The organism is Streptomyces sp. SM11 (assembly GCF_002910905.1).
In the GTDB taxonomy this organism is placed as follows: domain Bacteria; phylum Actinomycetota; class Actinomycetes; order Streptomycetales; family Streptomycetaceae; genus Streptomyces.
The window spans coordinates 127,352-150,281 of the sequence record NZ_NEUE01000228.1 but is presented as its reverse complement, the minus strand read 5'-3'; the positions used below and the strand labels follow the sequence as shown (position 1 = coordinate 150,281).

21 protein-coding genes are annotated in these 22,930 nt (G+C 72.2%); 9 read left to right on the top strand and 12 right to left on the bottom strand.

The genetic code is table 11. The features are described 5' to 3' along the window. On the top strand, positions 1-1,241 hold a 1,241-nt coding region (locus B9S58_RS23785), incomplete at its 5' end, for an exopolysaccharide biosynthesis polyprenyl glycosylphosphotransferase (RefSeq protein ID WP_258044944.1). A gap of 74 nt (positions 1,242-1,315) precedes the next feature. On the opposite strand, the gene B9S58_RS23780 is transcribed toward B9S58_RS23785, so the two are convergent. Then, a complete protein-coding gene (locus B9S58_RS23780) occupies positions 1,316-2,299 on the bottom strand; it encodes a GDP-L-fucose synthase (RefSeq protein WP_103534097.1) in 984 nt (327 codons plus the stop codon). Positions 2,300-2,410: 111 nt separating this feature from the next. Between B9S58_RS23780 and gmd the strand changes: the two genes are divergently transcribed. From gmd to B9S58_RS23755, 5 genes are read left to right on the top strand one after another with little or no spacing between them, the layout of a single operon-like run. Continuing rightward, positions 2,411-3,424: a GDP-mannose 4,6-dehydratase gene (gmd, locus tag B9S58_RS23775; protein ID WP_103534108.1), complete on the top strand. Its 1,014-nt coding sequence runs from the start codon at positions 2,411-2,413 to the stop codon at positions 3,422-3,424. After that, complete coding sequence (locus B9S58_RS23770; protein WP_258044939.1) at positions 3,421-3,774, top strand: hypothetical protein; 354 nt, start codon at positions 3,421-3,423, stop codon at positions 3,772-3,774. The genes gmd and B9S58_RS23770 overlap by 4 nt, the downstream gene beginning before the upstream one ends. Beyond that, entirely contained in the window at positions 3,775-6,033 is a 2,259-nt protein-coding gene (locus B9S58_RS23765) for a LamG domain-containing protein (RefSeq protein ID WP_103534096.1), read from the top strand. 4 nt (positions 6,034-6,037) lie between these two features. Continuing rightward, positions 6,038-6,760, top strand: a complete 723-nt coding sequence (locus B9S58_RS23760) for a hypothetical protein (protein ID WP_103534095.1) — start codon at positions 6,038-6,040, stop codon at positions 6,758-6,760. After that, entirely contained in the window at positions 6,757-7,593 is an 837-nt protein-coding gene (locus B9S58_RS23755; protein ID WP_103534094.1) for a glycosyltransferase family 2 protein, read from the top strand. The genes B9S58_RS23760 and B9S58_RS23755 overlap by 4 nt, the downstream gene beginning before the upstream one ends. A 12-nt stretch (positions 7,594-7,605) precedes the next feature. On the opposite strand, the gene B9S58_RS23750 is transcribed toward B9S58_RS23755, so the two are convergent. After that, on the bottom strand, positions 7,606-8,769 hold the full coding sequence (locus B9S58_RS23750) for a glycosyltransferase (protein WP_103534107.1): 1,164 nt from the start codon (positions 8,767-8,769) through the stop codon (positions 7,606-7,608). A gap of 107 nt (positions 8,770-8,876) precedes the next feature. Here B9S58_RS23750 and B9S58_RS23745 point away from each other — a divergent pair, with 107 nt between their 5' ends. Further along, entirely contained in the window at positions 8,877-10,367 is a 1,491-nt protein-coding gene (locus tag B9S58_RS23745; protein WP_181009431.1) for a hypothetical protein, read from the top strand. Here the strand turns inward: B9S58_RS23745 and B9S58_RS23740 are convergent. Genes B9S58_RS23740 through B9S58_RS23730 form a run of 3 tightly spaced genes read right to left on the bottom strand, consistent with a single transcriptional unit; the run spans position 10,336 to position 14,575 of the window. Next, positions 10,336-11,580: a hypothetical protein gene (locus B9S58_RS23740; protein WP_103534093.1), complete on the bottom strand. Its 1,245-nt coding sequence runs from the start codon at positions 11,578-11,580 to the stop codon at positions 10,336-10,338. The genes B9S58_RS23745 and B9S58_RS23740 overlap by 32 nt on opposite strands. Continuing rightward, positions 11,577-13,316: a lipopolysaccharide biosynthesis protein gene (locus B9S58_RS23735; RefSeq protein ID WP_103534092.1), complete on the bottom strand. Its 1,740-nt coding sequence runs from the start codon at positions 13,314-13,316 to the stop codon at positions 11,577-11,579. Before B9S58_RS23735 ends, B9S58_RS23740 begins: the two co-directional genes overlap by 4 nt. Then, positions 13,313-14,575, bottom strand: coding sequence for a glycosyltransferase (locus tag B9S58_RS23730; RefSeq protein ID WP_103534091.1), 1,263 nt, complete (start codon positions 14,573-14,575; stop codon positions 13,313-13,315). Before B9S58_RS23730 ends, B9S58_RS23735 begins: the two co-directional genes overlap by 4 nt. A 149-nt stretch (positions 14,576-14,724) precedes the next feature. Here B9S58_RS23730 and B9S58_RS23725 point away from each other — a divergent pair, with 149 nt between their 5' ends. Beyond that, complete coding sequence (locus tag B9S58_RS23725) at positions 14,725-15,174, top strand: adenylyltransferase/cytidyltransferase family protein (RefSeq protein ID WP_030079843.1); 450 nt, start codon at positions 14,725-14,727, stop codon at positions 15,172-15,174. Here the strand turns inward: B9S58_RS23725 and B9S58_RS23720 are convergent. Next, positions 15,143-15,889, bottom strand: coding sequence for a CDP-alcohol phosphatidyltransferase family protein (locus tag B9S58_RS23720; protein WP_103534090.1), 747 nt, complete (start codon positions 15,887-15,889; stop codon positions 15,143-15,145). The genes B9S58_RS23725 and B9S58_RS23720 overlap by 32 nt on opposite strands. Before the next feature lie 162 nt (positions 15,890-16,051). Here B9S58_RS23720 and B9S58_RS23715 point away from each other — a divergent pair, with 162 nt between their 5' ends. Further along, positions 16,052-16,420: a nuclear transport factor 2 family protein gene (locus tag B9S58_RS23715; protein WP_103534089.1), complete on the top strand. Its 369-nt coding sequence runs from the start codon at positions 16,052-16,054 to the stop codon at positions 16,418-16,420. Positions 16,421-16,438: 18 nt separating this feature from the next. Here B9S58_RS23715 and mnhG read toward each other — a convergent pair whose 3' ends face one another. Genes mnhG through B9S58_RS23685 form a run of 6 tightly spaced genes read right to left on the bottom strand, consistent with a single transcriptional unit; the run spans position 16,439 to position 22,910 of the window. Continuing rightward, positions 16,439-16,792, bottom strand: coding sequence for a monovalent cation/H(+) antiporter subunit G (gene mnhG / locus B9S58_RS23710; RefSeq protein WP_103534088.1), 354 nt, complete (start codon positions 16,790-16,792; stop codon positions 16,439-16,441). Next, complete coding sequence (locus B9S58_RS23705) at positions 16,789-17,121, bottom strand: monovalent cation/H+ antiporter complex subunit F (protein ID WP_103534087.1); 333 nt, start codon at positions 17,119-17,121, stop codon at positions 16,789-16,791. Before B9S58_RS23705 ends, mnhG begins: the two co-directional genes overlap by 4 nt. Beyond that, on the bottom strand, positions 17,118-17,747 hold the full coding sequence (locus tag B9S58_RS23700) for a Na+/H+ antiporter subunit E (RefSeq protein ID WP_103534086.1): 630 nt from the start codon (positions 17,745-17,747) through the stop codon (positions 17,118-17,120). The genes B9S58_RS23705 and B9S58_RS23700 overlap by 4 nt, the downstream gene beginning before the upstream one ends. Next, on the bottom strand, positions 17,744-19,396 hold the full coding sequence (locus B9S58_RS23695) for a Na+/H+ antiporter subunit D (protein ID WP_103534085.1): 1,653 nt from the start codon (positions 19,394-19,396) through the stop codon (positions 17,744-17,746). The genes B9S58_RS23700 and B9S58_RS23695 overlap by 4 nt, the downstream gene beginning before the upstream one ends. After that, a complete protein-coding gene (locus tag B9S58_RS23690; RefSeq protein ID WP_103534084.1) occupies positions 19,393-20,010 on the bottom strand; it encodes a Na(+)/H(+) antiporter subunit C in 618 nt (205 codons plus the stop codon). Before B9S58_RS23690 ends, B9S58_RS23695 begins: the two co-directional genes overlap by 4 nt. Next, entirely contained in the window at positions 20,007-22,910 is a 2,904-nt protein-coding gene (locus B9S58_RS23685) for a Na+/H+ antiporter subunit A (protein WP_103534083.1), read from the bottom strand. Before B9S58_RS23685 ends, B9S58_RS23690 begins: the two co-directional genes overlap by 4 nt. Positions 22,911-22,930: the final 20 nt, after the last annotated feature.

The window sequence follows — 22,930 nt, the reverse complement described above, 5'->3', positions numbered from 1 at the left end:
GGCTGGCGTGGGCCGGGGTCCGCGGGGCCCGCGGGCGGTACACGGACCGGCAGGGGACCGGTCCGGGCGGCGCGCTCGGCTCGGTCGGGGACTGGCTCGTGCTCATCGGCCTGCTCGCCGTGCTGCACACGGCGGCGGGAAGCCCGGTGGACCCGGCCACGGCCGTCGTGGCCGTCGCGCCCGGGCTGCTCGCCGCCATCGCGGTGGCGGGGCTGCGGCGGGGCCACCGGGTCCGCAAGGTACTGCTGGTCGGTGAGGCGGCGGGCGTGGACCGGGCGGCCGAGCTGCTCAACTCCCGTAAGGACCACGACTATCGGGTGGTCGCCGCCATACCGGTGGGCACCGCCCTCTTGGAGCAGGACAGTGTGCAGGTGCCGGGGCGCCTCGCGTCCTGCCCGGCCGACGACGACGTGACGACGGTGCTCGGCGGGGCCTACGCCCACGCGGCGGACCTGGTGCTGGTGACTCCCGGGCCCCGGCTGACCGGCGACCGGCTGCGCCGGCTCGGCTGGGGGCTGCACGACGGAGGTGTCGCCCTGTCCGTGGTCTCGGAGCTGTCCGGGGTGGCGGCCGAGCGGGTGCGTCCCGTCAGTGCGGCCGGGCTGACCCTGCTGCACCTGGCTCCGCCGTTGCGCGGGGGCCCACAGGCGGTGCTGAAGAGCATGCTGGACCGCACGGGCGCCCTGTTCGGACTACTGGCGCTGGCACCGCTGTTACTGGCGGTCGCGCTGAGCGTCCGGCTGTCCTCGCGGGGTCCGGTCTTCCACCGGCAGGTCCGGCAGGGGCAGCACAACCGGCCGTTCACCATGTGGAAGTTCCGCACGATGGTGGCGGACGCGGAGGAGCTCAAAGCACAGCTCGCCGCGGCCAACGAGGTCGATGGACCGCTGTTCAAGATGCGCAGCGATCCCCGGGTGACACCGGTCGGACGGATGCTGCGGCGCACCTCGATCGATGAACTCCCGCAGCTGGTGAACGTGATGCTGGGCCAGATGTCGCTGGTGGGACCGCGGCCGCCACTGCCGGAGGAGGCCTCGCGCTACGACGAGCGGGAGCGACGCCGGCTCGCCGTGAAACCGGGACTCACGGGCCTGTGGCAGGTGAGCGGCCGCTCCGACCTGAGCTGGCAGGAGACCGTCTCGCTCGACCTGTGGTACGTCGACAACTGGTCCGTGGCCGCCGACCTGGGACTCCTCGCCCGCACCGTGCGCGCCGTCACCGACGGCCGCGGGGCGTACTGAGGGCGGCGGGCATGCGGATGCGAGGAGCACCACCGGTGTGCCGCCGCGGGACATCGCCCGGCGGCGGCGAACGCTCACTGTCCGGACGGGAGCTGTCCGAGCCACCAGGCGTAGGTGCGGGCGATGCCGTCACGCAGCGGGATCCGCGGCGTGAAGCCGAGGGAGGAGAGGCGGGTCACGTCGAGCAGTTTGCGGGGCGTCCCGTCCGGCTTCGACGTGTCCCAGCCGATGCTTCCCGGGTAGCCCGTCACCTCCCGTACGGTTTCGGCGAGTTCGCGGATCGTGAGGTCCTCACCGCAGCCGATGTTGACGGGTTCGTCACCGTCGTAGGCCTCCAGCAGGCGTACGCAGGCGGCGGCGAGGTCGTCGACGTGGAGGAACTCGCGGCGCGGGGCGCCGGATCCCCACAGGGCCACCTCGGGGGCGCCGTCCCGCCGCGCCTCGTGGAAGCGGCGGATCAGCGCGGGCAGGACGTGCGAGGTCTCCAGGTCGAAGTTGTCGCCGGGCCCGTAGAGATTGGTGGGCATCGCGCTGATGTAGGAAGCGCCGTACTGCCGCCGGTAGGACTGGGTCTGGACGATTCCGGCGATCTTGGCCAACGCGTACGCCTCGTTGGTGGGCTCCAGTTCGCCGGTGAGCAGCGACTCCTCACGGATCGGCTGGGGCGCGAGCCGGGGGTAGATGCACGACGAGCCGAGGAAGAGCAGCCGCTCGGTCCCGGCCTCGTGCGCGCCGGCGATCACGCTGAGCTGGATGCGCAGGTTGTCCTCCAGGAACTGCACCGGAAAGGTGCTGTTGGCCATGATCCCGCCGACCTTGGCGGCGGCCAGCACCACGGCGTCCGGGCGGACCTCCTTCAGATACGTCCCGGTCCGCGCGGCGTCGCGCAGATCGAGGAGGTCGCGGCCGCGGGTGAGCACCTCGTGGCCGTCGTCGGCGAGGCGGCGGGCCACCGCCGAGCCGACCAGGCCGCGGTGTCCCGCGACGAATATGCGGGAGCCGGGCCGCAGTAGGGGACGGGCGGATTCCTCGGGCGGGACAGGGAGTTCGGTCGTCATGGCTCGGATTGTGCCAGCAGAAAGGGGCTGCGGTGACACTGTGCCGCAGAACGCCCCAATTCCGATATATCAGTGAACGTCGCCGAGGCGATCAGCAGAGAAGGGGGAATCGTGGCGAAGACCGCGCTCATCACCGGAGTGACCGGCCAGGACGGTTCGTATCTGGCCGAGTTGTTGCTCGACAAGGGGTACACGGTGCACGGGCTCATACGCCGTTCCTCCAGCTTCAACACCGAGCGGATCGATCACATCTACCAGGGCCCCGAGGAACCGGAGCGCTCCTTCGTCCTGCATCACGCGGACCTGTCCGACGGTGTGGCGCTGGTGAACCTGCTGCGCGACATCCAGCCCGACGAGGTCTACAACCTGGGCGCGCAGTCGCATGTGCGGGTGTCCTTCGACGCCCCGCTGTACACCGGTGACGTCACGGGGCTCGGCACCGTCCGGCTCCTGGAGGCGGTCCGGGCCAGCGGCATCCAGGCCCGGATCTACCAGGCCTCGTCCTCCGAGATGTTCGGCGCCAGCCCTCCCCCGCAGAACGAGAACACTCCGTTCCACCCGCGCAGCCCGTACAGCGTGGCGAAGGTCTACGCCTACTGGGCCACGGTCAACTACCGCGAGGCGTACGGCATGTTCGCGGTGAACGGGATTCTCTTCAACCACGAGTCGCCGCGCCGGGGCGAGACCTTCGTGACCCGGAAGATCACCCGGGGCGTCGCCCGGATCAAGGCCGGACTCCAGGACCGGCTGCACCTGGGCAATCTGGACGCGGTCCGGGACTGGGGGTATGCGCCGGAGTACGTGGACGCCATGTGGCGGATGCTCCAGTGCGACACCCCCGACGACTACGTGGTCGCCACCGGCGAGGGCGTCAGCGTCCGGCAGTTCCTGGAGTTCGCCTTCGAGCACGCGGGCCTGGACTGGCGCGAGCACGTGCGCTACGACCCGAAGTACGAACGCCCCAGCGAGGTCGACGCGTTGATCGGCGACGCGTCGAAGGCCGAGGAGCTGCTGGGCTGGAAGCCCGAGGTGAAGTCGCGGGAGCTGGCCCGCATCATGGTCGACGCCGACATCCGGCAGCTGGACGACCAGCTCACCGGGGCCGCCGTCCGGGTGGACAGATGACCGGGCCGGGCGGCGCGTCCGCCCGCGACCGCCGTGCGCGCGCCTCCGCTCCGACGGCCGGCTCCGCCGGCAGCCACCGTACGACTCCCCCACGGCGACCGGACCCGCGGGCCGCCATCCACACTTCCCGGCAGGCGCCCGACGCGTCCGTGCTCGGGACGGTCACCGGCGCTACCGCCGTCTCCACCGACCACTCTGTGGAGCTCTCCGCGCCGGCACTGGGCGGGGCCCTGGGCCCCGCCTACTCACTCGCCCTGACCAGCAGCGGGACGGACAGTCCGCGCGTCTGGTCGAGCGAGGCAGGATCCGCGGCCTCCCGGCCGCAGCTCGAACCTCACCTTCGGAGCTGAATGATGAACGGAAGTACGGGGCAGAGAACCGGAGGGCGCGGCCGTGTGCGGGCCGTCTCCGCCGCTCTCGGCCTACTGGCCGGAGCCCTGACCGCGACCGCGGCGGGGACCTCTCCGGCGACGGCGCTGACACCACCGGTCGCCATCACCGCGGACGACCTCACCACCTGGCAGACCAACGGCATCGTCTGGTCGATGGCCGCCGGCGACGGCGTCGTCTACGCGGGCGGCACCTTCTCCACCCTGCGGCCCCCCACCGCCGCTCCCGGCACCGACGAACAGCCCGCGGTGAACTTCGCCGCGTTCGACGCGGCGACCGGGGCGCCCACCGACTGCTCGCTGTCCTTCACCGTCTCCTCGGGCACCGCGACCGTACGGGCCCTGGCCCTGTCCCCGGACGGCGAAACCCTCTACGCGGGCGGTCGGTTCGGGGCGGTGAACGGGGTCGGGGTGAGCAACATCGCGGCGATCGACACCGCGACCTGCACCCCGCTGAACGACTTCAAGATCTCCGTGACGGCGACCGTGCGGGCACTCGCCGTCACCTCCGGCACGGTCTATCTGGGCGGCGACTTCAACAGCGTCGGCGGACAGACCAGGAGCAAGTTCGCCGCCGTCACGACCGGGGCCTCACTGCTGCCCTTCACGGCCAACGCCGACGAGGTGGCGCGGGCCGTCGAGGTGACGCCGGACGGGCGGCACGTTCTGCTCGGCGGCGACTTCTTCCGGATCAACGGCACGAGCACTCACGCACTGGCCGTGGTCGACGCCACCACCGGACAACTGACCACCTCCTACCCGGGGTTCATTCACAACAACTCGACCGTCCAGGACATCACCACCGACGCCACCGGCTTCTACACGGCCAACGAGGGCACCGGCGGAGGGGTGTTCGACGGCCGGATCGCCCTGAACCTCAGCGACTTCCAACAGCGGTGGCGCGACACCTGCCTGGGCGCCACCCAGTCCGTCGCGGTCTACTCCGGTGTGCTCTACAGCGGCAGCCACGCCCACAACTGTGCCAGCATGGGGGCGTTCCCGGACCAGCCGCGCAAGCACCTGCTGGCCCAGTCGGTCGACGACCCGAAACTGCTGCCCTGGTTCCCGGACACCAACGACGGCATCGGCGAGCCCGTCGGACCGCGCGTGATGGCTCAGACGAGCAGCGGCGGCCGCCACTACCTCTGGGTGGGCGGCGAGTTCACCACCGTCAACAGCAAGCGGCAGCAGGGTCTGACCCGGTTCGCGGACGGCCCGGACACCGGCGCGCCCTGGGTGCCCAACGTCAGCCTGTCCACGCTGACTCCCGGGCAGATCGACGTGAACTGGCAGACCAGCTTCGACACCGACGACGGTGAGCTGACCTACCGGATCTACAAGGACGGCTCCAACACCCCGGTCCACACGACGACCGGCTACTCGGTCTTCTGGGACCGGCCGCAGCTGACGTGGACGGATACCGACGTCGCCCCGGGCGAGACCCACTCGTACCGGATCACCGCGAGCGACGGCACCAACACCAGCGGCAAGTCCCCGGCCCGGTCGGCGACCGTGGCGAGCACGACGGAGACGTACCCGGCCCGGGTCAGGTCCGACGGGGCGAGCCTCTACTGGCGCTACGACGAGGGCACCTCCACGTTCGCGCACGACAGCAGCGGCAACCTGAACAACGGCTTCCTGCGCAACGGCCCCGCCTACCGGCAGACCCCGGCGGCGGTCTCCGGACCTTCGACGGCGATCGGCTTCAACGGGACCAACGAGTACGCGTACAGCAACCGGCAGCAGGCCGCACCGGACCGGTTCTCGGTGGAGACCTGGATCAGGACCACCACCACCCGGGGCGGCAAGATCATCGGCTTCGGGAACCTGACCCAGCAGAACAGCACCCGTCACGACAAGCACGTCTACATGCGCAACGACGGACGGCTCGTGTTCGGCGTCCGGAGCGGTTGGGCACGCACCGTCACCACCTCGGCGGCCTACAACGACGGCCAGTGGCACCACGTCGTCGCCACTCAGGGCCCCTTCGGGCAGGGTATGGCGCTGTACGTCGACGGGCAGCTTCGCGCATCGAACATCCTGGTCTCCGACAACGAGGACTCCCCGGGCTACTGGCGGGTCGGCGGGGACAACCTGTCCGGCTGGCCGAGCCGCCCGGACAGCAACTTCTTCGCCGGGCAGATCGACGAGACCGCCGTCTACCCGACCACGCTGAGCGCTTCCCAGATCAGCGCGCACTACGCCCTGAGGAACGGCTGATCTCATGAGGAATCCGTTCCCGGCCTGCGTCGCCGTCGTCCTGACGGCGGCGGCGCTGGCCGCCTGCGGCTCGTCCGCGGACGGGAACGGTCCGGAGGCCGCCGGCGCCCAGCGCCCCGCGGCCTCCGGGCCCGCCGTCCCCGGCACGCCCACGACACCCGCCACGCCCACAGCGGAGCAGCCGGAGGAGCCGGCGGCCGCCGGTCCGTCCGCTCCCGCCGCCACGGGCCCGAAGACACCGTCCGACGCGATCACCCCGGCCACCGGGACCTTCACGAAGAAGCAGAAGGAGTATCTGGCGGACCGGGTGCCGAAGGGCATGGACCCGGCCGCCGTGCTCCAGACCGGCCAGGAGACCTGCGACAAGCTCCGCTATCTGGTCAAGGCCGACCGGGACACCGCCGTCGGAGCCATCGCGACGGACGAGATCCCGGACGCGGCGGACGCGGTCGCCGGACTCTGCCCCCAGCACCAGGACCTGGTGGACGAGGCCACGTACGCCTACCCGGACGGCACGCACACCGGGAAGGCGCTGCGGCCGGGCGGTTACCGCTCCGCCTCCCCCACCGCGAGCTGCTCGTGGCGGATCACCGGGGCGGGCGACAAGGAACTGAGCTCCGGCACCTCCGGCTCCGGGGAGTCCCGGACGATCACGATCCCGAAGTCCGCCCGCACGTTCACCTCAACAGGCTGCTACGCCTGGCTGCCCGAAGGAGCCGAGGAATGACCGCAGGAAAGCCACTCCCCATAGCCGTGGCGATCCCCACCAAGAACGAGGGCCTGAACATCGCCGAGGCGGTGAGATCGGTGCTCGGCCACTTCGAAGCGGTCGTGGTGGTGGACTCCCACAGCACCGACGACACCGTCAGGATCGCCGAGGAGTGCGGGGCCGAGGTGGTCACGTACACCTGGGACGGCGGCCACCCGCGCAAGAAGCAGTGGTGCCTGGAGAACGTCCGCACCGATCTGGACTGGATCCTGCTCCTGGACGGCGACGAGCGGCTGAGTCCCGGGCTGCTGGCCGAGCTGCGGGAGACCTTCCGCGACCCGGCGGCCCCGAAGCCGGCCGCGTACGACATCCCGCTCGGCTACTGGTTCTCGGGGAAGCGGCTGCGGCACGGCTACACCATCCGCAAGCGGTCGTTGACCGACCGGACCCGCTCCCACTACCCGGAGGTCGGGGACCTGGACGCCCCGGGCATCGGTGAGGTCGAGGGCCACTACCAGCCGGTCGCGGCGACCGTGGGGACGCTCACCCACCCCATCGAGCACCAGGACCTCGACCCGGTGACCGCCTGGTTCGAACGGCACAACCGCTACTCGGACTGGGAGGCGTGGCTGGAGCAGCACCCTCAGGTGAAGGAGCAGGTGCGCCAGGTGAAGTCCCGTCAGGGGCAGTTGTTCCACAAGGCGCCGTTCAAACCGGTGGTGTCCTTCGCCTACATGTACCTCTACCGGCGGGGCTTCCTGGACGGCCGGGCGGGCTTCGACTTCGCGCTGGCGATGAGCTTCTACCGCTGGCAGATCGCCCTCAAGTCTCGAGAGAAGCACCTGCGTTGACGGCTCCGGCGCTCACCCTCGCCTCCGGCGGACCACGTCCTCGTAGGTCCGCCGGAGGGTGGTGGTGACGGCATCGATGGTGAAGCGGTCGTTGACCAGCTCCCAGGCGGCCTTGCCCGCCTGCTCGGCGGCCTCCGGCTCCAGGAGCTCCAGGATCGCGTCGGCGACCTTGCGGGCGTTGGCCGCGTCCTCGCCGACGCGGCTGTCGATCACCCGGCCCGCCCCCGCCTCCGCCACATCGGGGGCCTGCCCGCAGGTGCGGGTGATGACGACGGGGGTGCCGACCGACATCGCCTCCAGGACCGAGACCGGAAACGGCTCTTCGATCGCCGGCAGCACGTACACATCGGCCTCGCGTCCCGCGGCGAGGACCTCGTCGTGCTCCAGCGGCCCCACATGGTCCAAGGAGTCCATGACGCCCAGTTTCCGGGCGAGGGCGAGGGTGCCGGGCAGCGCGCCGGTGTCCGGCCCGGCCAGGACGAAGCGGGCGTCCGGGTGACGGGCGAGGATGTGCGGCATCGCGGCGACGAAGTCCTCGGGCCGCTTGCGCTGCTGGATCCGGGCGAGGTAGAGCACGGTCGGCGGCCGGCCGGGGGCGCGGGCGGGCTTGCGCTCCTGCGGGCGGACGCCGTTGACCAGCCGTACGGTGCGGGTGAGCGGGACGGGGGCGGCGACGGCGTTCACATCGAGCCGCTCCATCTCGGTGAGGTGCAGGACGGCGTCCGCACCGCGCAGCACCCTGCGCACCCCGAGCAGGTCGGTGAGCTGGGCGACCTTCTTCTCGGTCGGGTCGATCATGCCGTGGGTCTGGACGACCAGGGGGGTACGGGTCGCGAGCGCGAGGAGGGCGGCGGGCAGGGTCACCAGGTCCCGCATCAGATGGACGTGCACGAGGTCGGCGCCGCGCATCATGCGGCGGGCGGTGTTCAGCAGTGCGGCGGAAGTGATCCCGCTGACCTCGAACATCGGGAGCAGGTGCCGGGCCTGGAAGAGATGGACCGGAACTCCCTCGACGTGGCTGGGCAGCTCACCGTCCGGGAAGCCGTCACCGAGAGCCATGATGCGGGCGTCGTCCCCGGCGGCCCGCTGGACCCTGGACAGGTTGAGCGCCACCCGGGTCGGACCGCCGAAGGCGTGGTCCGGGGTGTGGAGCGTGACGACGTGCAGGATTCTCACCAGAGTCCCCTCGACTGCGGCCAATTGTTCACAGGGTAGCCATCGGCCCTCCTCAAGTGGGCTGATTCGTTAGAGTGTTCAGCGATTCACTGATCCCCGGGGGGCGCATGACGTCGGTGCACACGTCGGCGCACGGACCGGCCGACGACACGGCCGCGCGGCCGATCGCCTGGGCCATGCTGTCGCGTGCGCTGGCGGTGCCGCTGATCCTGGGTCTGGTCTGCTTCCTGCCCGCGGTGATCGCCGCGCAGCCCGGCAGCGGCGTCCGGGACACCGCGTACTGGCTCCAGCTGGTCCTGACCTGCTACGCGGGGGCCCGGCTCGCGACGATGATCCTCTCCACCCGGCGGCGGCTGCTCCAGGGCGTCATCTGGATGTTCGTGTACATCGCGATGGGAGTGGCCCCGTTCGCCCAGGTGGTGATCGGACAGACGCCGACGCCGATGGTGGGGCCGCGCCAGGACCTGGTCACGGCCGTCGCGATGGTCCTGGTGGGGTGTGCCGCCTTCGACCTGGGGGCGCTGCTGGCCTCACGGCGCCCGCTGCGGCGGCGCAGGCCCTCCCCGCGGTCCACCGGCGGGCCCGCACTGGCGCATCCGCTGCGACTGCGGCTGCTGGTGCTGGTGGCCTTCGCGGCGAGCGCGTTCTACGTGATGAAGCTGGGCGGGCCCGCGGTCTTCTTCTCCAGCCGGCAGGAGATCAACGAGACCGTGGCGGCGAGCGGGGTCGCCTCGGAGGGCTCCCAGGCCGGCTCGGCGTTCCTCAAGGGCTTCGGGCAGGTCCCGGCGCTGCTGGCGCTGCTCTTCTACACCCGCCGCCTGGCGACCTCCTACCGGGCCCGGCGCACCCCGTCGACGGTGCTGGTGTGGGTGGCACTGGCGGCGCTGAACCTTCTGGTGAACAACCCCGTGTCCAACGCCCGTTACTGGTTCCTGACGGTGCTGGTGGCGTTCGTGTTCACCGCGTTCCCGAGCAGCGCGGCGGTCTACCGCACGGTTCTGGCGACGGGGGTGGTGGGGGCGCTGGTGGTGTTCCCGTACGCGGACAAGTTCCGGTACGACGAGGGGGGACAGCGGACCGTGCAGTCGACCTCGGTCTTCGAGCCGCTCGTGACCAAGGACTACGACCAGATGGTGATGTTCGCCAACACCATCTCGTGGGTCGACACCCGGGGCCACACCTACGGCCGCCAGCTGACGGGCTCGGCCCTGTTCTTCGTGCCGCGCGCCGTGTGGAGCGGGAAGCCGGAGGACACCGGCGTCCGGGTCGGCCAGTGGATGGGGCTGCGGATGACCAACCTCTCGGCCCCGCTGTGGACGGAGTTCTGGGTCGACTTCGGCGCGACCGGGATGGTCGGCGGGATGGCGCTGATCGGCTATGCGGCGGCCCGTACCGACCGCCGGTACGCGCGGGCCGTCACGCGGGCGGGGCCCGGCCCCGGAAGCGTGCTGGCCATCGCCGCGCCGCTGATCGCCGGATACACCTTCATCCTGCTGCGCGGCCCGCTGCTCCAGGCGGCGGGGAAGCTGGCCATCGCCGCGCTGTGTCTCCTGCTGATCAGCACGTTCAGGGAGCAGGGGGCGAAGCGCCGGCGGTGACGGTCTCCTCCGGAGCCGGGGCGCGGCGGCGCAGCCGGGCCACCCTGATCCAGGTCGCGACGGCCTTGCAGAGCGACCCCAGGAACAGCCCCCAGGCGGCGCCCGGGACGCCCCCGACGACGTAGCCGCCCGCGAGGAACGCCACGGCGGTGAGCGAGAAGACGACCTGGATGGAGAGGGTGGTGCGCGGGTCGAGCATCCGCAGGGCGAGCAGTCCGCAGGTGCCGACGGCCATCGCCGCGTACTGGCTGCCCGTCGCCGGGAGCAGCGCGGCGGCCGTGGGCCAGGTGTCGCCGAGCAGCTCGCGCCCCGCGCTGTCGGGCAGCAGGGCGAGCACGGTGGCCCAGAGCGCGGCGGTCGCCGCGAGGACGGCGGCGAGGAGGGCGGTGGCCCGGACCCGGCGGCGCTCGTCGCCGATCCGGCCGAGCAGCGGGGGGCCGAAGGAAGTGGCCGAGGTGTAGAGCACGTTGAGCGGCCCGAAGAGGGTCGTCGCCCCGCGCAGAGCGCCGACCAGGAGCGGGTCGCCGACCGCGCCGAGGCCGAGCACGGACAGCTGGCCGGTCGCGTTGCCCACGCCGAACTCGACGGTGAAGCGCTGCCCGAGGTGGCCGCGCCGCAGCATCGGGCGCAGCCGCACCGGGGCCCCCGTCGTGGCCCGGTGGAGGAGGGCGGCGGACAGGAGCAGGGCGGGCAGGGCGGACAGGCCCCAGACGGCGGTCAGACGGGCCGGGGACGCCCCGTAGTCCTGGGCGGAGAGCGCCCCGACCGCGCAGCCGAGCCGCAACAGGTCACAGACCAGCGCGAGATGGGGCTGCTGGAGCGTGGAGAAAGCGTACCGCACGGCGTCCTGCCCCAGCACCACGGGGAGCACGAGGCCGAGCATCATCAGGGCGCGGGCGGTGTCGCCGGGGACGAGGACGCAGACGGCCCCGAGCAGGGCGCCGAGCGCGGTGGCGGCGAGCACGGTGAAGGTGACGGCGGACCGGCACGCGCCCCGGGTCTCCTCCCCCGCGCCGCGCTTGAGCACGAGGGGCTGCCCGGTGTACGCGCCCGAGACGCCGAGAAGCACCGTGAAGACCAGGTAGACCGCGGAGAAGCGGGCGAAGTCGGTGACGGTGGAGAGCCGGGCAGCTGCGACCAGCACCAGGATGTTGGTGAGCGCCGCCACGCCCTGGTCCATGACCGAGCAGAGGACGGCGGTGCGGGCTCTCACCTGCGCGCGGCCGGCAGGGTGACGGAGCGCAGGCCGAGGGTCTCGGCGGGATCGCCGGTGCGCTCGGGAGCGTCCGCCCCGGTCGCCGGGGCTCCGCCGCCCCCACCGCCGCCCCTGCCGCCGCCCCCACCGCCGTCCCTGCCGCCGTCCCTGCCGGTGGAGCGGCGGCGGGAGGACTTGGCGCCGCGGTCGGCCCCGCGCAGCCGGCTGCGGCCCGTGTGGAGCAGGGCGCCGAGCACGGAGCCCCCGGAGGCGCCGATGATCTCGCGGATACGTTCCAGGTCGCCGCGGTGCACCTCGCGCGGATCGCAGACGATCATGACGCCCTCGACCCGGTCGACCAGGGCGACCGCGTCCGCGTAGGACAGGACGGGCGGGGCGAGGACGATGACGACGACGCCGGGCCGGTCGGCCTCCGCGACGATGCGGCCGACGGACGGGGAGGTCAGGGCGCGCGGCACGTTGTCGACGGTGGTGCCGGGGATCAGCGCGAAGGCTCCGGAGCCGGGGACGTCGACGTTGGAACGGCCACCGGTGGGCCAGGGGCCGTCGCCCTCCTCGCCGGCCCAGCGCGGCGGGCGCACCTCGTGGGCGGCGGAGCCGAGGTCGTCGGCGAGGGACGGCGTGCGCAGATCGGCCTCGACGAGCAGCACGTCGCGGCCCATCTCGGCGAAGGCCGCGGACAGGTTGGCGGCCGCGGCGGCGGCCGCTGTGCTGTCGCCGCGCGGGGCGGTGACCAGCAGGCGGCGGCTCTCGGCGAACGACGGGTCGTAGGCGAGCCGGAAGGCGACGGCGCGGTACTCCTCGGCGAGCCGGGAGCCGCCCCGGCCGATGGCGAGCAGGCTGCCGGCGGCGGCACGTTCCCTGGGCAGGGTGCCGAGCAGGGGTGCGCCGAGCGAGTGGACGAGCTCGCGGGTGGAGCGTACGGCGGGGTCGAAGACGAGGCGCACCCAGGAGAGCAGCAGCCCCAGCGCGAGGCCGACGACGCCGCCGAGCCCGAGGAGCAGGGGCAGTCCCGCACCGGTGGGCGTGGTGGGGGCGACGGGCTTCTTGTTGAGGTAGCCGGGAGTGGTGTCCAGGGCCTTCAGCTCGGATATCTTCCGGGTCAGCTCGGAGATGGCGACGATGATGTTGGCGCGGGCGCTGCTGACGTCGTCCGCCGCGCCCGCGCCGATCTGCTTCTCCAGCAGGTCTCGTTTCTCCTCCAGCGGGTCGAGCTGGGCGCGGTAGCCGTCGGACATGTTCTTGATGCTGTCCTCGGTGCGTGCCTTGCGGTGGGTCAGATAGGCACCGGCGAGAGCTTCGGCGCGGGCGCGGGCCTGCTCGGGAGTGGCGCCGGTGTAGGAGAAACGGAGCGCGAGGGTGTTGGGCGGGTTGGTGACCTGGAGCCCGGCGAGCAGCTTGTTGGCGGTGACGTCGTCGCCCGCCTTGAGGAGGGTCCCGGCGGCCAGGGTGCCCACGGTGTCGCTGACGGCGGTCTGGCGCTCGGAGCCGATGTTGATGCCCTTGTCCGCCGAGGCTCCGGCGGCGAAGGGGTCGGAGATCGCGGACCGGACGAGCACCTCGCCGGTTGCGGTGTAGGTGTCCTCGCCGCCGAGGGCGAGGTAGCCGCCGCCGAGCAGGCCGATCGCGACACCGGTGGCCAGCAGAGGTCGGTAGCGCAGGAGTTGGCGGAACTGGTCGCGCAGGAGCGCCGGCTCGTCCTGGTCGTCCGGGGCGCGGTGCTGTGCCGTCATCGGCGGGAGCCCCCTTGTGCGCCCGGCAGGACCTCGCCGAGCAGGTCGTCGAAGCGGGCGAGGCCCGCCTCCCGGCTCAGATGGCGTGCGACGTAGCGCGGGCCCTCGGCCCCGAGGGCGTCGGCGGCGGCCGGGTCGGCGGCCAGTTTCCGTACCGCTTCGAGCAGGGCGGCCGGGTCCTCGGGAGCGACGAGGACCCCGGCCCGCGAGCGGCGGACCTCGTCCGCGGTGCCGCCCTCGCCGGCGACGGAGGCGATCACGGGGCGTCCCGAGGTGAAGTAGGAGGTGAGCTTGGAGGGGACGCTCATGTCGAGGACCGAGGCGCGCTGGGTGACCGCGAGGACGTCGGCGGCGGCGAGGACGTCGGTGAACTCCTCGGCCCGCGCCGGCGCCAGGAAGTCCACGTTGGGCAGCCCGTCGGCACGGGCGCGCAGGGCGTCGCGCTGATTGCCGTCGCCCATCAGGACGATGCGGACGTCCGGTGCCGAGCGGGCGGTGTCCACCAGGACCTCCAGGCCCTGCTTGAGGCCCATGTTGCCGGAGTGCAGAAGGACCGGTGTGCCCTCGGACCAGCCGAGCCGGGCCCGGGTCGCGGCCCGGTCGGCGGTGGGGGCCTGCACATGGGTCCAGTTGGGGACGAGGCGGATGCGGCCGGGGTCGACGCCGAGGGCCCTGACGCCGGGGACGAAGCTCTCGTGGATGACGCCGACGAGGGCGGCCCCGCGCAACGCGTACCGCTCGGCCGCCGCGGCGACGGCTGCGGCCCGGCCGCCGCCCCGGATGCCGCTCTGCGCGGCGGCGGCGCCCATCAGGTCCTGGACGACCGGGAGATGGGGGACGCGGTGGTGTCGGGCGAGGCGGGCTCCGATGACACCGCCGGCGAGACTGGGCATCTGGGAGATCACGGCGTCGGGCCGTCCGGGCGGTGGGGCGAACAACCCGGTGGCCAGGACGCTCGCCTCGAACGCGGCGCGCTTGAGGGCGGTCTGACGGATCGGCACGTAATGGCGGCGCCGGTGTACGCCGACACCGTCACGTATCTCCACCGTCCGCCAGACGCCCCGGTAGCTCTCCTCCAGCCGCCAGGCGGGGTAGTGCGGCATGCCCGTGAGCGCCCGGACGCGGGCTCCGGACGCGGCCCAGTGTTCCGCCAGCTGGGCGGCGTACGGGCCGATGCCCGTGAGCTCCGGGGCGTAGTTGGTCGAAACCACCAGAAGCCGGCGGTCTCGCAGCGGACCTGGCCTTGACGCTTCGGACATCGGACGATCGCCTTTCCCCCACGACAGCCGCTGTCCCACCGGGGAACAGCCCATGCCGAGCTTATCCGTTCACGGCCTGCACAAGTGTTCTTCACAGTAAGGTCGTTGAACGTCACCGGATCACGTTCACCGTGGGGGGAGAGATACGGATGGTGCAGCACAGGGTGGGTTACGCACCCGGGGTGTACGACCTGTTCCACGTCGGGCACCTCAACATCCTGCGGCACGCCCGCAGTCAGTGCGACTACCTGGTCGCGGGGGTGGTGTCGGACGAGATGGCCGCTCTCGCCAAGGGGCACACGCCGATGATCCCGCTCCGCGAACGGCTGGAGATTGTCCGCAGCGTGCGCTTCGTGGACGCCGCGTTCGTGGAGACCGTGCCGGACAAGGTCGAGACCTGGCAGCAGGTCCGCTTCGACGTGATCTTCAAGGGCGACGACTGGCGGGGCACGGAGAAGGGGCAGAAGCTGGAGCGGGACTTCGCCGAAGTGGGCGTGGAGGTCGTCTACTTCCCGTACACCGTGCACACGTCCAGCACCCAGCTGCGCCGGGCGCTGGACGTGCTCGTCAGCCGGCCCGGAGCGCTTTCAGCTCCCTGAACCACTTGGCGAGGAAGGCCGCCAGGAACAGCGTGTGCACCGCCGCGAGCACGGCGTACCCGGCGCGGAAGGCCTCGGGTGCGCCGAGCAGCAGGAACACCAGGCAGAACACCCCGTAGTCGGCGGGCAGCAGCGCCACGGCCCGCACCCGGGAGACGGGCGCCGCCGGGGGCTCCGGTTCCGCCCAGGACGGACTCCGGGCACCCGGGCCGTTCGCCTTGCCCAGATGCTCACGCAGCAGCCCCGCGCAGAAGGTGAGCACGGCGGCCAGCTGGAAGCCCAGCGGCAGCAACAGCCAGGCGTCCGACGGCAGCTCGCCGAAGCGGTGGAAGGAGATCAGGACGGCGGTGTGGACGAGCAGCAGTTTCCCGCAGTCCACGACATGGTCCAGCCACTCCCCGTCGGGCCCGCCCCGGCCGGTGAGCCGGGCGAGCTGTCCGTCGGCGGAGTCGAAGGCGAAGCCGACCGCGAGGGCCGCGTAGACCAGAACGGCGAGTGTCCACGACGGCTCGACGAGCGCGACCGAGGCCAGCGCGCCGTAGGTGAACAAGGCGCTGGTCAACGTCACTTGATTGGGTGTCAGGTGCGCCCGGTACGCCCCGGCCGCGAGCACCCGCCCGGCGGGCCGGTTCACGTACCGCGAGTAGAGCGAGACGCCCTTGGCGCTCTTCTGTGCACCGCGCAATTCGCGCAGCACCGTACCCGTGCTTCCCACTTGCCCCCCAGCGTCCGGCATTGCCCGCATCATGGCATGCGGACACCGGCTCGGGGCGTGTTTGCTTCCCTTACCTCCGGAGTAATCGACGCCTCCGGGGCCCTCGCGCCAGGGTGGGGACACCGCCCCGGACCGCCGGGGCGCCGGAGGAGAGGGCACACCATGACCGCGTACGACGAGGCCGTTCAGCGCTACTTCGCCGCCTGGAACAGCACCGGGGCCCAGGAGCGGGCGGAGGCGGTGGCCGCCGCGTTCGCCGCCGACGCCCGCTACACCGACCCGCTGGCCGAGGTGCGCGGGCACGAGGGGCTGGTGGCCGTGATCGGCGGCGCGCACGAGCAGTTTCCCGGTTCCCGGTTCACGCCCACCGGCACACCCGACGGGCACCACGATCTGGTCAGGTTCGCCTGGGAGCTGGTCTCCTCGGCGGACGGCTCCGCACCGGTGGCCGGGTTCGACGTGGTCCGGCTGACCGGGGACGGCCGGATCAGCTCGGTGAGCGGGTTCCTGGACCGGGTACCGGGGGCGTGAACACGGTCGGCCGCGCGGTCACTTGCCGTCGGTGAGCTGCTCGTCGAGCTCGTCGAAGAGCAGATCGCCGTGTTCGACCTGGCCGGTGCGGTACGCGGACCGGGCCACCAGGTGCGAGGCCACCGGGCCGGTGAGCATCTGGAAGAAGGCGATGAGGGCGAGGGTGGCGAGTTCCATGCCGCCACGCAGCCGCAGCGCGACCCCGGCCAGCACCAGGATCAGGCCGAGGGTCTGCGGCTTGGTCGCCGCGTGGCTGCGGGAGAGGACGTCGGGGAGCCGGATCATGCCGATCACCCCGAGCAGGCAGATCGCGGCGCCGACGAGAAGCAGCACGGCGCCGGCCGTGTCGGCGATCTGGTGCCAGAGATTCACCGCGGGCCCTCCTGGGTGGCGTCGGGGTTCGGGGAACGGGAGGTGCGGGGCCGGTCGCGCACGGCGATGAAGCGGGCGATGCCCACCGATCCGGTGAACCCGAGGAACGCCAGCACCAGCATGATCGAGAAGTAGAACGGGTCCCGGGTGAACGCGGACTTGGCACCCAGACCGGCGATGATCAGGGCGGCGCAGACGTCCAGCGAGATCGCCCGGTCCAGCATGGAGGGGCCGCGCCAGATGCGGGCCAGCAGCAGCCCCCCGGCGACGAGGATCAGCACGACGGCGGTGGTCAGCAGGATCCGGTCGACGTGTTCGGGTGCGGTCATGGTGCGGGCCTCCCGGCGGCGAGCTGGGGCGGTGGCGGGGGTTCGGCGACCCGGGCGATCTCGTCGGGGGTGCCGAAGGCCCGTACGGTCAGCTCCTCCATCCGCCACACCTTGCGCCGGGCGGCTTCGAGCTCCTCGGGCCGGTCGGCGTCCAGGACGTGCAGGAAGACGGTGGCGGTGGCCCGGCGCACCTCGATGATGGAGCCGCCGGGGACGTTGGAGACGGCGACGGCCGTGGCGGCGAGCATCAGATCGCTGCGGCAGCGCAGGGGGACGCCGATGACGGCGGCCCGGTGGGGCAGACCGAAGAAGATCTGCCGGGTGACCTTCACCCCCGAGGTGTACATGTCGTGGAAGAGATAGCAGGCCAGGCACAGGATGCCCCAGAGGTGGAGCCGCAGTCCGAGGTCGACCCGGGGCAGCGGGAAGGCGAGGCAGACGACGACGGAGACGACCAGGCCGGTCAGGACGTTGGCCCAGGTGAGGGTCGACCAGAGCAGGACCCAGATGACGGTGAGCCAGGCGATCAGTGGCAGGTCCAGCACCCGTCGGCGGCGGGTGCCGAACTCGCAGCTCAGCGGCGGCAGATCGGCGTTGCGGAACGAGAACCGCAGGATGCGTTTCACCGGCCGAGGACCTCCTGGATGTAGGGGGCCCGCTGGAGGAGTTCGGCGGCCGTGCGGTCGGTGTAGGCGGTGAGCGGGTCGGCGAACACCGTGAAGGCGAGACCGATCGCGATGGTCGCCGCGGTGGCCGCGACCATCGGGCGGGGCAGCCGGCTGGTGGTGATGACGGCGCGTCCGTGCAGGGTCGCGCCGACGGCCCGGCCCGCCGGGTGGTGCGCCGGTGCGATGCCTTCGTCACCCGTGCCGTGGATCCGGTCGGGGCCCGCGTCCGCGTCGTAGTCGCTGTCGTCTCCGGACTCCAGGACCGTGCCGGCGGCGGCCTGGCCGGGCGGGGCGGCGCGCCAGAAGGCCAGGTTCCAGACCTTGGCGACCACGTACAGCGTCAGCAGGCTGGTGGCCGCCGAGCCGGCGACCAGGACCCAGGCCCAGCCGCCGCCGTCGGCGACGCCCGCCCGCATCAGCCCGAGCTTGCCGATGAAGCCGGACAGCGGAGGGATCCCGGCGAGGTTCATCGCGGGGACGAAGAACAGCAGTGCGAGCATCGGCGCGGCTCTGGCCAGACCGCCGAGCCGGGTCAGCTCCGTGGTGCCGCCCCGGCGTTCGATGAGCCCGGCGACGAGGAACAGCGTCGTCTGGACGGTGATGTGGTGGGCGACGTACACGATGGCCCCGCCGTACGCCTCGCGGGTGGCGAGGCCGATCCCGAAGACCATGTAGCCGATGTGGCTGATCAGGGTGAAGGAGAGCAGCCGCTTCAGGTCGGTCTGGGCGACCGCGCCGAGGATGCCGATGACCATCGACGCCAGCGCGACGGCCATCAGGAGGTCTCCGAGGCGGTTGCCGGGGAAGAGCAGGGTCTCGGCGCGCAGCATGCAGTAGACACCGACCTTGGTGAGCAGTCCGGCGAAGACGGCGGTCACGGGGGCCGGGGCGGTGGGGTAGGAGTCGGGGAGCCAGGCGGCGAGCGGGAAGACGGCTGCCTTGATCGCGAAGACGGTCAGCAGCATGGCATGGATCAGTGTCTGCACGCCGATGGGGAGTTCGGTCAGCCGTACGGCGAGCTGGCCGAAGTTCGCGGTGCCGGTGGCCGCGTACGCCATGGCGATGGCGGTGAGGAAGAGCATCGAGGAGAACAGCGAGATGATCACGTACGTGGAGCCCGCCCGCATCCGGGGTCCGGTGCCGCCGAGGGTGAGCAGGACGAAGCTGGCGACCAGCATGATCTCGAAGCCGACGTAGAGGTTGACGAGGTCGCCCGCGAGGAAGGTGCAGGAGACGCCGGCGACGAGGATCAGATAGGCGGGGTGGAAGACGGCGAGCGGGGTCTCCTTGTCCCGGTCGGTCATGCCCTGGCCGAGGGAGTAGACGAGCACGCAGAGCGTGACGGCCGAGGAGACCGTCAGCATCAGCCCGGACAGCCGGTCGGCGACCAGGGTGATGCCGAGCGGCGGGGCGAAGTCGCCGAGGTGGACGGAGAGCGGGCCCTGCCGGTCGGCGGCGACCATGAGGATCGCCGAGAGCGCGGTGACGGCGGTGAGCACGGCCACGCTGATGAAGCGCTGGAAGCGCCCCAGGCGGGTACCGAAGGCCAGGCTCAGGCCGGTGGCGCACAGGGGCAGCAGCACCGGCAGCGGGACGAGCGCGTTCATCCGTCGGCTCCTCGGTCGCGGGGGTAGCGGTCGTCCGCCATGGCGTCGCCGTCGCGTGCGTAGTCCTCGGGGTCCGTGCCCAGCACGTCGTTCCAGAGGTCGCCGGAGGCGTCGCGGCCGCGGGCCTGGCGGGCGCGGTCGGCGCGGAGCCGGTCGCGGAGCCGGCGGCGCTCCTCCCGGTAGCGTTCGCGCTCCTCGGCGGTGGGTTCGGCTCCCGACCGGAACTGCTCGCGCAACTGGGCGCGTTCGCCGAGGACTTCGGCGCGCAGCACGATGCGCCGGTCCTCCAGGTCGTCGTGGACCTCGTCGGTGCCGGTGATCTGGTGGCTGCGGTAGGCCATGGCGAGCAGGAACGCGGTGGTGGCCAGGGTGATGACGATGGCGGTCAGCGCGATGGCCTGCGGCAGCGGGTCGGTGACCCGGCTCAGGGACACCCCGTACAGCAGGGGTGCGGCCCCGGCCCGGCCGGTCGAGGCGAGCACCAGCAGGTTGATGCCGTTGCTCACGACGACGGCGCCGAGCAGGATGCGGGTCAGCGGGCGGGTGAGCATGAGGATGCCGCCGACGGCGCAGAGCACGACGGCGGTGGCGATGAGAGAGGCGCTGACGGTCATCGCAGGGGCACTCCCGCCTCGGGCCCGCCTTCGGGGGTGAGGACGCCCGCCGCCCGTTCGATCTGCCGGTCGACCTTGGCGCCGAGGGCCCGCACGATGTCCAGGACGACCCCGAGGACCAGCAGGTAGACGCCGAAGTCGAAGAGGACCGAGGTGCTCAGGTGGTAGTCGCCGAAGACCGGCAGATGTCCGTAGTACGTGAAGGCGTGCAGGACGGTGCCTTCCGCGAGTCCGAGGAGCGCCACCCCGGTGGAGATGAAGAGGCCGAGGCCGGTGAAGAGGCCGGGTTGCAGGGGGGCGGCCTCGGCGAGTTCGAAGCGGCCGCCCGCGAGATAGCGGGTGATCAGGGCGACCCCGGCGACGAGTCCGGCGACGAACCCGCCGCCGGGCAGGCTCTCGGCGCAGAACAGCAGATAGACGGAGAGCACCAGGATCGGGTGGAACAGCAGCCGGGCCACCACTTCGAAGACGATCGAGCGGTGCTCGGGGGCGAGGGTGGCTCCGGCGGCCAGCCAGCTGCGTTCGGGGGCCGCGTCGTCGCCCAGCGGCAGCCGGGAGGAGTGGTGCGCCGAGAGGGACCAGGCGGTGCGGCCCCGCAGCTCCTCCTGGGCCATGGAGCCCTCGCTGCGGCGGTGCAGGTAGATGAGGCTGGTGACGCCGACCGCGGCGGCCGCGAGCACGGCGGACTCCCCCATCGTGTCCCAGGCGCGCAGGTCGACGAGGATGGTGGCGACGACGTCCTTGTACCCGTGGTCGGCGACTTCCTGGACCATGGCGGTGCCCGCCGGTTCGGCGGTACGCGCGGCGGCGACGACCCACATCCCGACGCCGACGGTGGCGGCCGCCGCGAGGGCCACCGGGACGCGGACGGCGCGCCGCCAGGTGCTCACGGTCTCCTGGAAGTGGACGGGCATCCGGCGCAGCACCAGCACGAAGACGATCATCGCGACGGTCTCGACGCAGAACTGGGTGAGCGCCAGGTCGGGTGCTCCCTGGACGACGAAGAGCAGCGCGGTGCCGTATCCGGTCAGGCCGGCCAGGACGACGGCCTTCATGCGCCGTCGTACCGTCAGGCACAGCAGGGCGGCGGCACAGGTCAGGGCGGCGACCGCGCCCTGGAGTGGGTTGTCCCAGAGCCGGGGGCGCACGGCCCCGTCCCAGGGGGTGTCGACCATGAGGACGGCGAGCTGTCCGCCGAGCACGACGAGCAGGGTGGTGGCCAGGTACACGGAGAGGGAGCCGCGCTGGATGAAGCCGGTGACCTGGAGGGCGAGGCGTTCCTGCCCGAGCAGCAGATGGCCGAAGACGCTGTCGGCGGTGGGCCAGGCGATCCGGCGGGAGAGCCGGGTGACCCGGGCGCGGCCGAGGAAGAGCACGGCGCCCGCCCCCCAGGCGAGGGCCGAAAGGAGCAGCGCGAGGCCGAATCCGTGCCAGAGGGAGAGGTGGTACGGGTCCGGGTCGGCCGGGACCGTGTCGGCGTACGCGCCCAGCAGCCGGTCGGTCCAGCCGACGCCGGGGCCGAGGACCAGGCCGAGGACGGCGAGCAGGGCGGGCGGGGCGAGGAAGGCCCATCCGACGCGGTGGACGGGGGTGTCGGGGACGCCGGGCTTGCGGGCGAACGCGCCCCAGACGAACCGCAGGGTGTACGCGGTGGTCAGCGCGGAGCCCGCGACGACGACGCCCAGCGCCCACCGGTCGGCCGCGGAGCCGTGCAGCAGCGCCTCGAACGCGGCCTCCTTCGCGGCGAAGCCGAGCAGCGGCGGCAGGGCGGCCATGGAGGCGGCGGCGAGCACCGCGACGCCGGTGACGTACGGCAGGGAGCGGCCGACCCCGGACAGCTTGCGCAGGTCACGGGTGCCGGCGGCGTGGTCGACGATGCCGGTGACGAGGAACAGCGGGGCCTTGAAGAGGGCATGCCCAAGAATCATGGCGCCGGCGGCGAGCGAGGCGTTGCTGGTGCCGATCCCGGCGATCAGGGTGAGGAAGCCGAGCTGGCTGACGGTCCCGTAGGCGAGAACGAGCTTGAGGTCGTTCAGGCGCAGCGCCCGCCAGCCGCCGAGCAGCATGGTCGCGCCGCCGAGGACGAGGATGACGGGTTTCCAGACGGGGACGTCGGCGAAGGCGGGGGCGAGCCGGGCGACCAGGTACACCCCGGCCTTGACCATCGCGGCGGCGTGCAGATAGGCGCTGACGGGGGTCGGCGCGGCCATGGCGTTCGGCAGCCACATGGAGAACGGCCAGATCGCGGACTTCGACAGGGCCCCGCACAGCACCAGGGCGACGGCGATGGACACGGCGAGCGTCGTCTCCGGCGGATCAGCGACGATCGCGGAGATCCGGTACGTGCCGGCGGCCTGACCGATGATCAGGAAGCCGACGAGCATGGCGAGGCCGCCGAACGTGGTGACGACGAGAGCCTGGAGGGCGGAGCGGCGGCTGTGCCGGTGTTCGCTGCCGTGGCCGATCAGCAGATAGGAGAAGACCGTGGTCAGTTCCCAGAACACATAGAGCGTGATCAGGTCGTCGGCGAGGACCAGGGCGAGCATCGCGCCCGCGAAGGCGAGCAGGTTCCCGGCGAAGCGGCCCAGTCGCGGGGTGTCGTCGGTGAAGTAGGAGGCGCAGTAGAGCAGGACGAGCGCGCCGACCCCGGCGGCGAGCAGCACCATCAGCTCGGCCAGCGCGTCCAGGCGCAGGCCGAGGGTGACGCCGTAGTCCGGGATCCACAGCCAGGACCAGGTGTCCGCGCCTCCGGAGGCGGCGGTGTTCCAGCGGGTGAGGGCCCAGACGGTCGCGGCCGCCGGGGGCAGCGCGAGCACGACGAAGGCCCGTCGGCCGATCCGGTGCACCAGCGGGCCCGCGCAGGCCGCCAGCGCGAAGTGGGCGACGATGAGCGCGATCACAGCGGGGTGTCCGGTTCGGG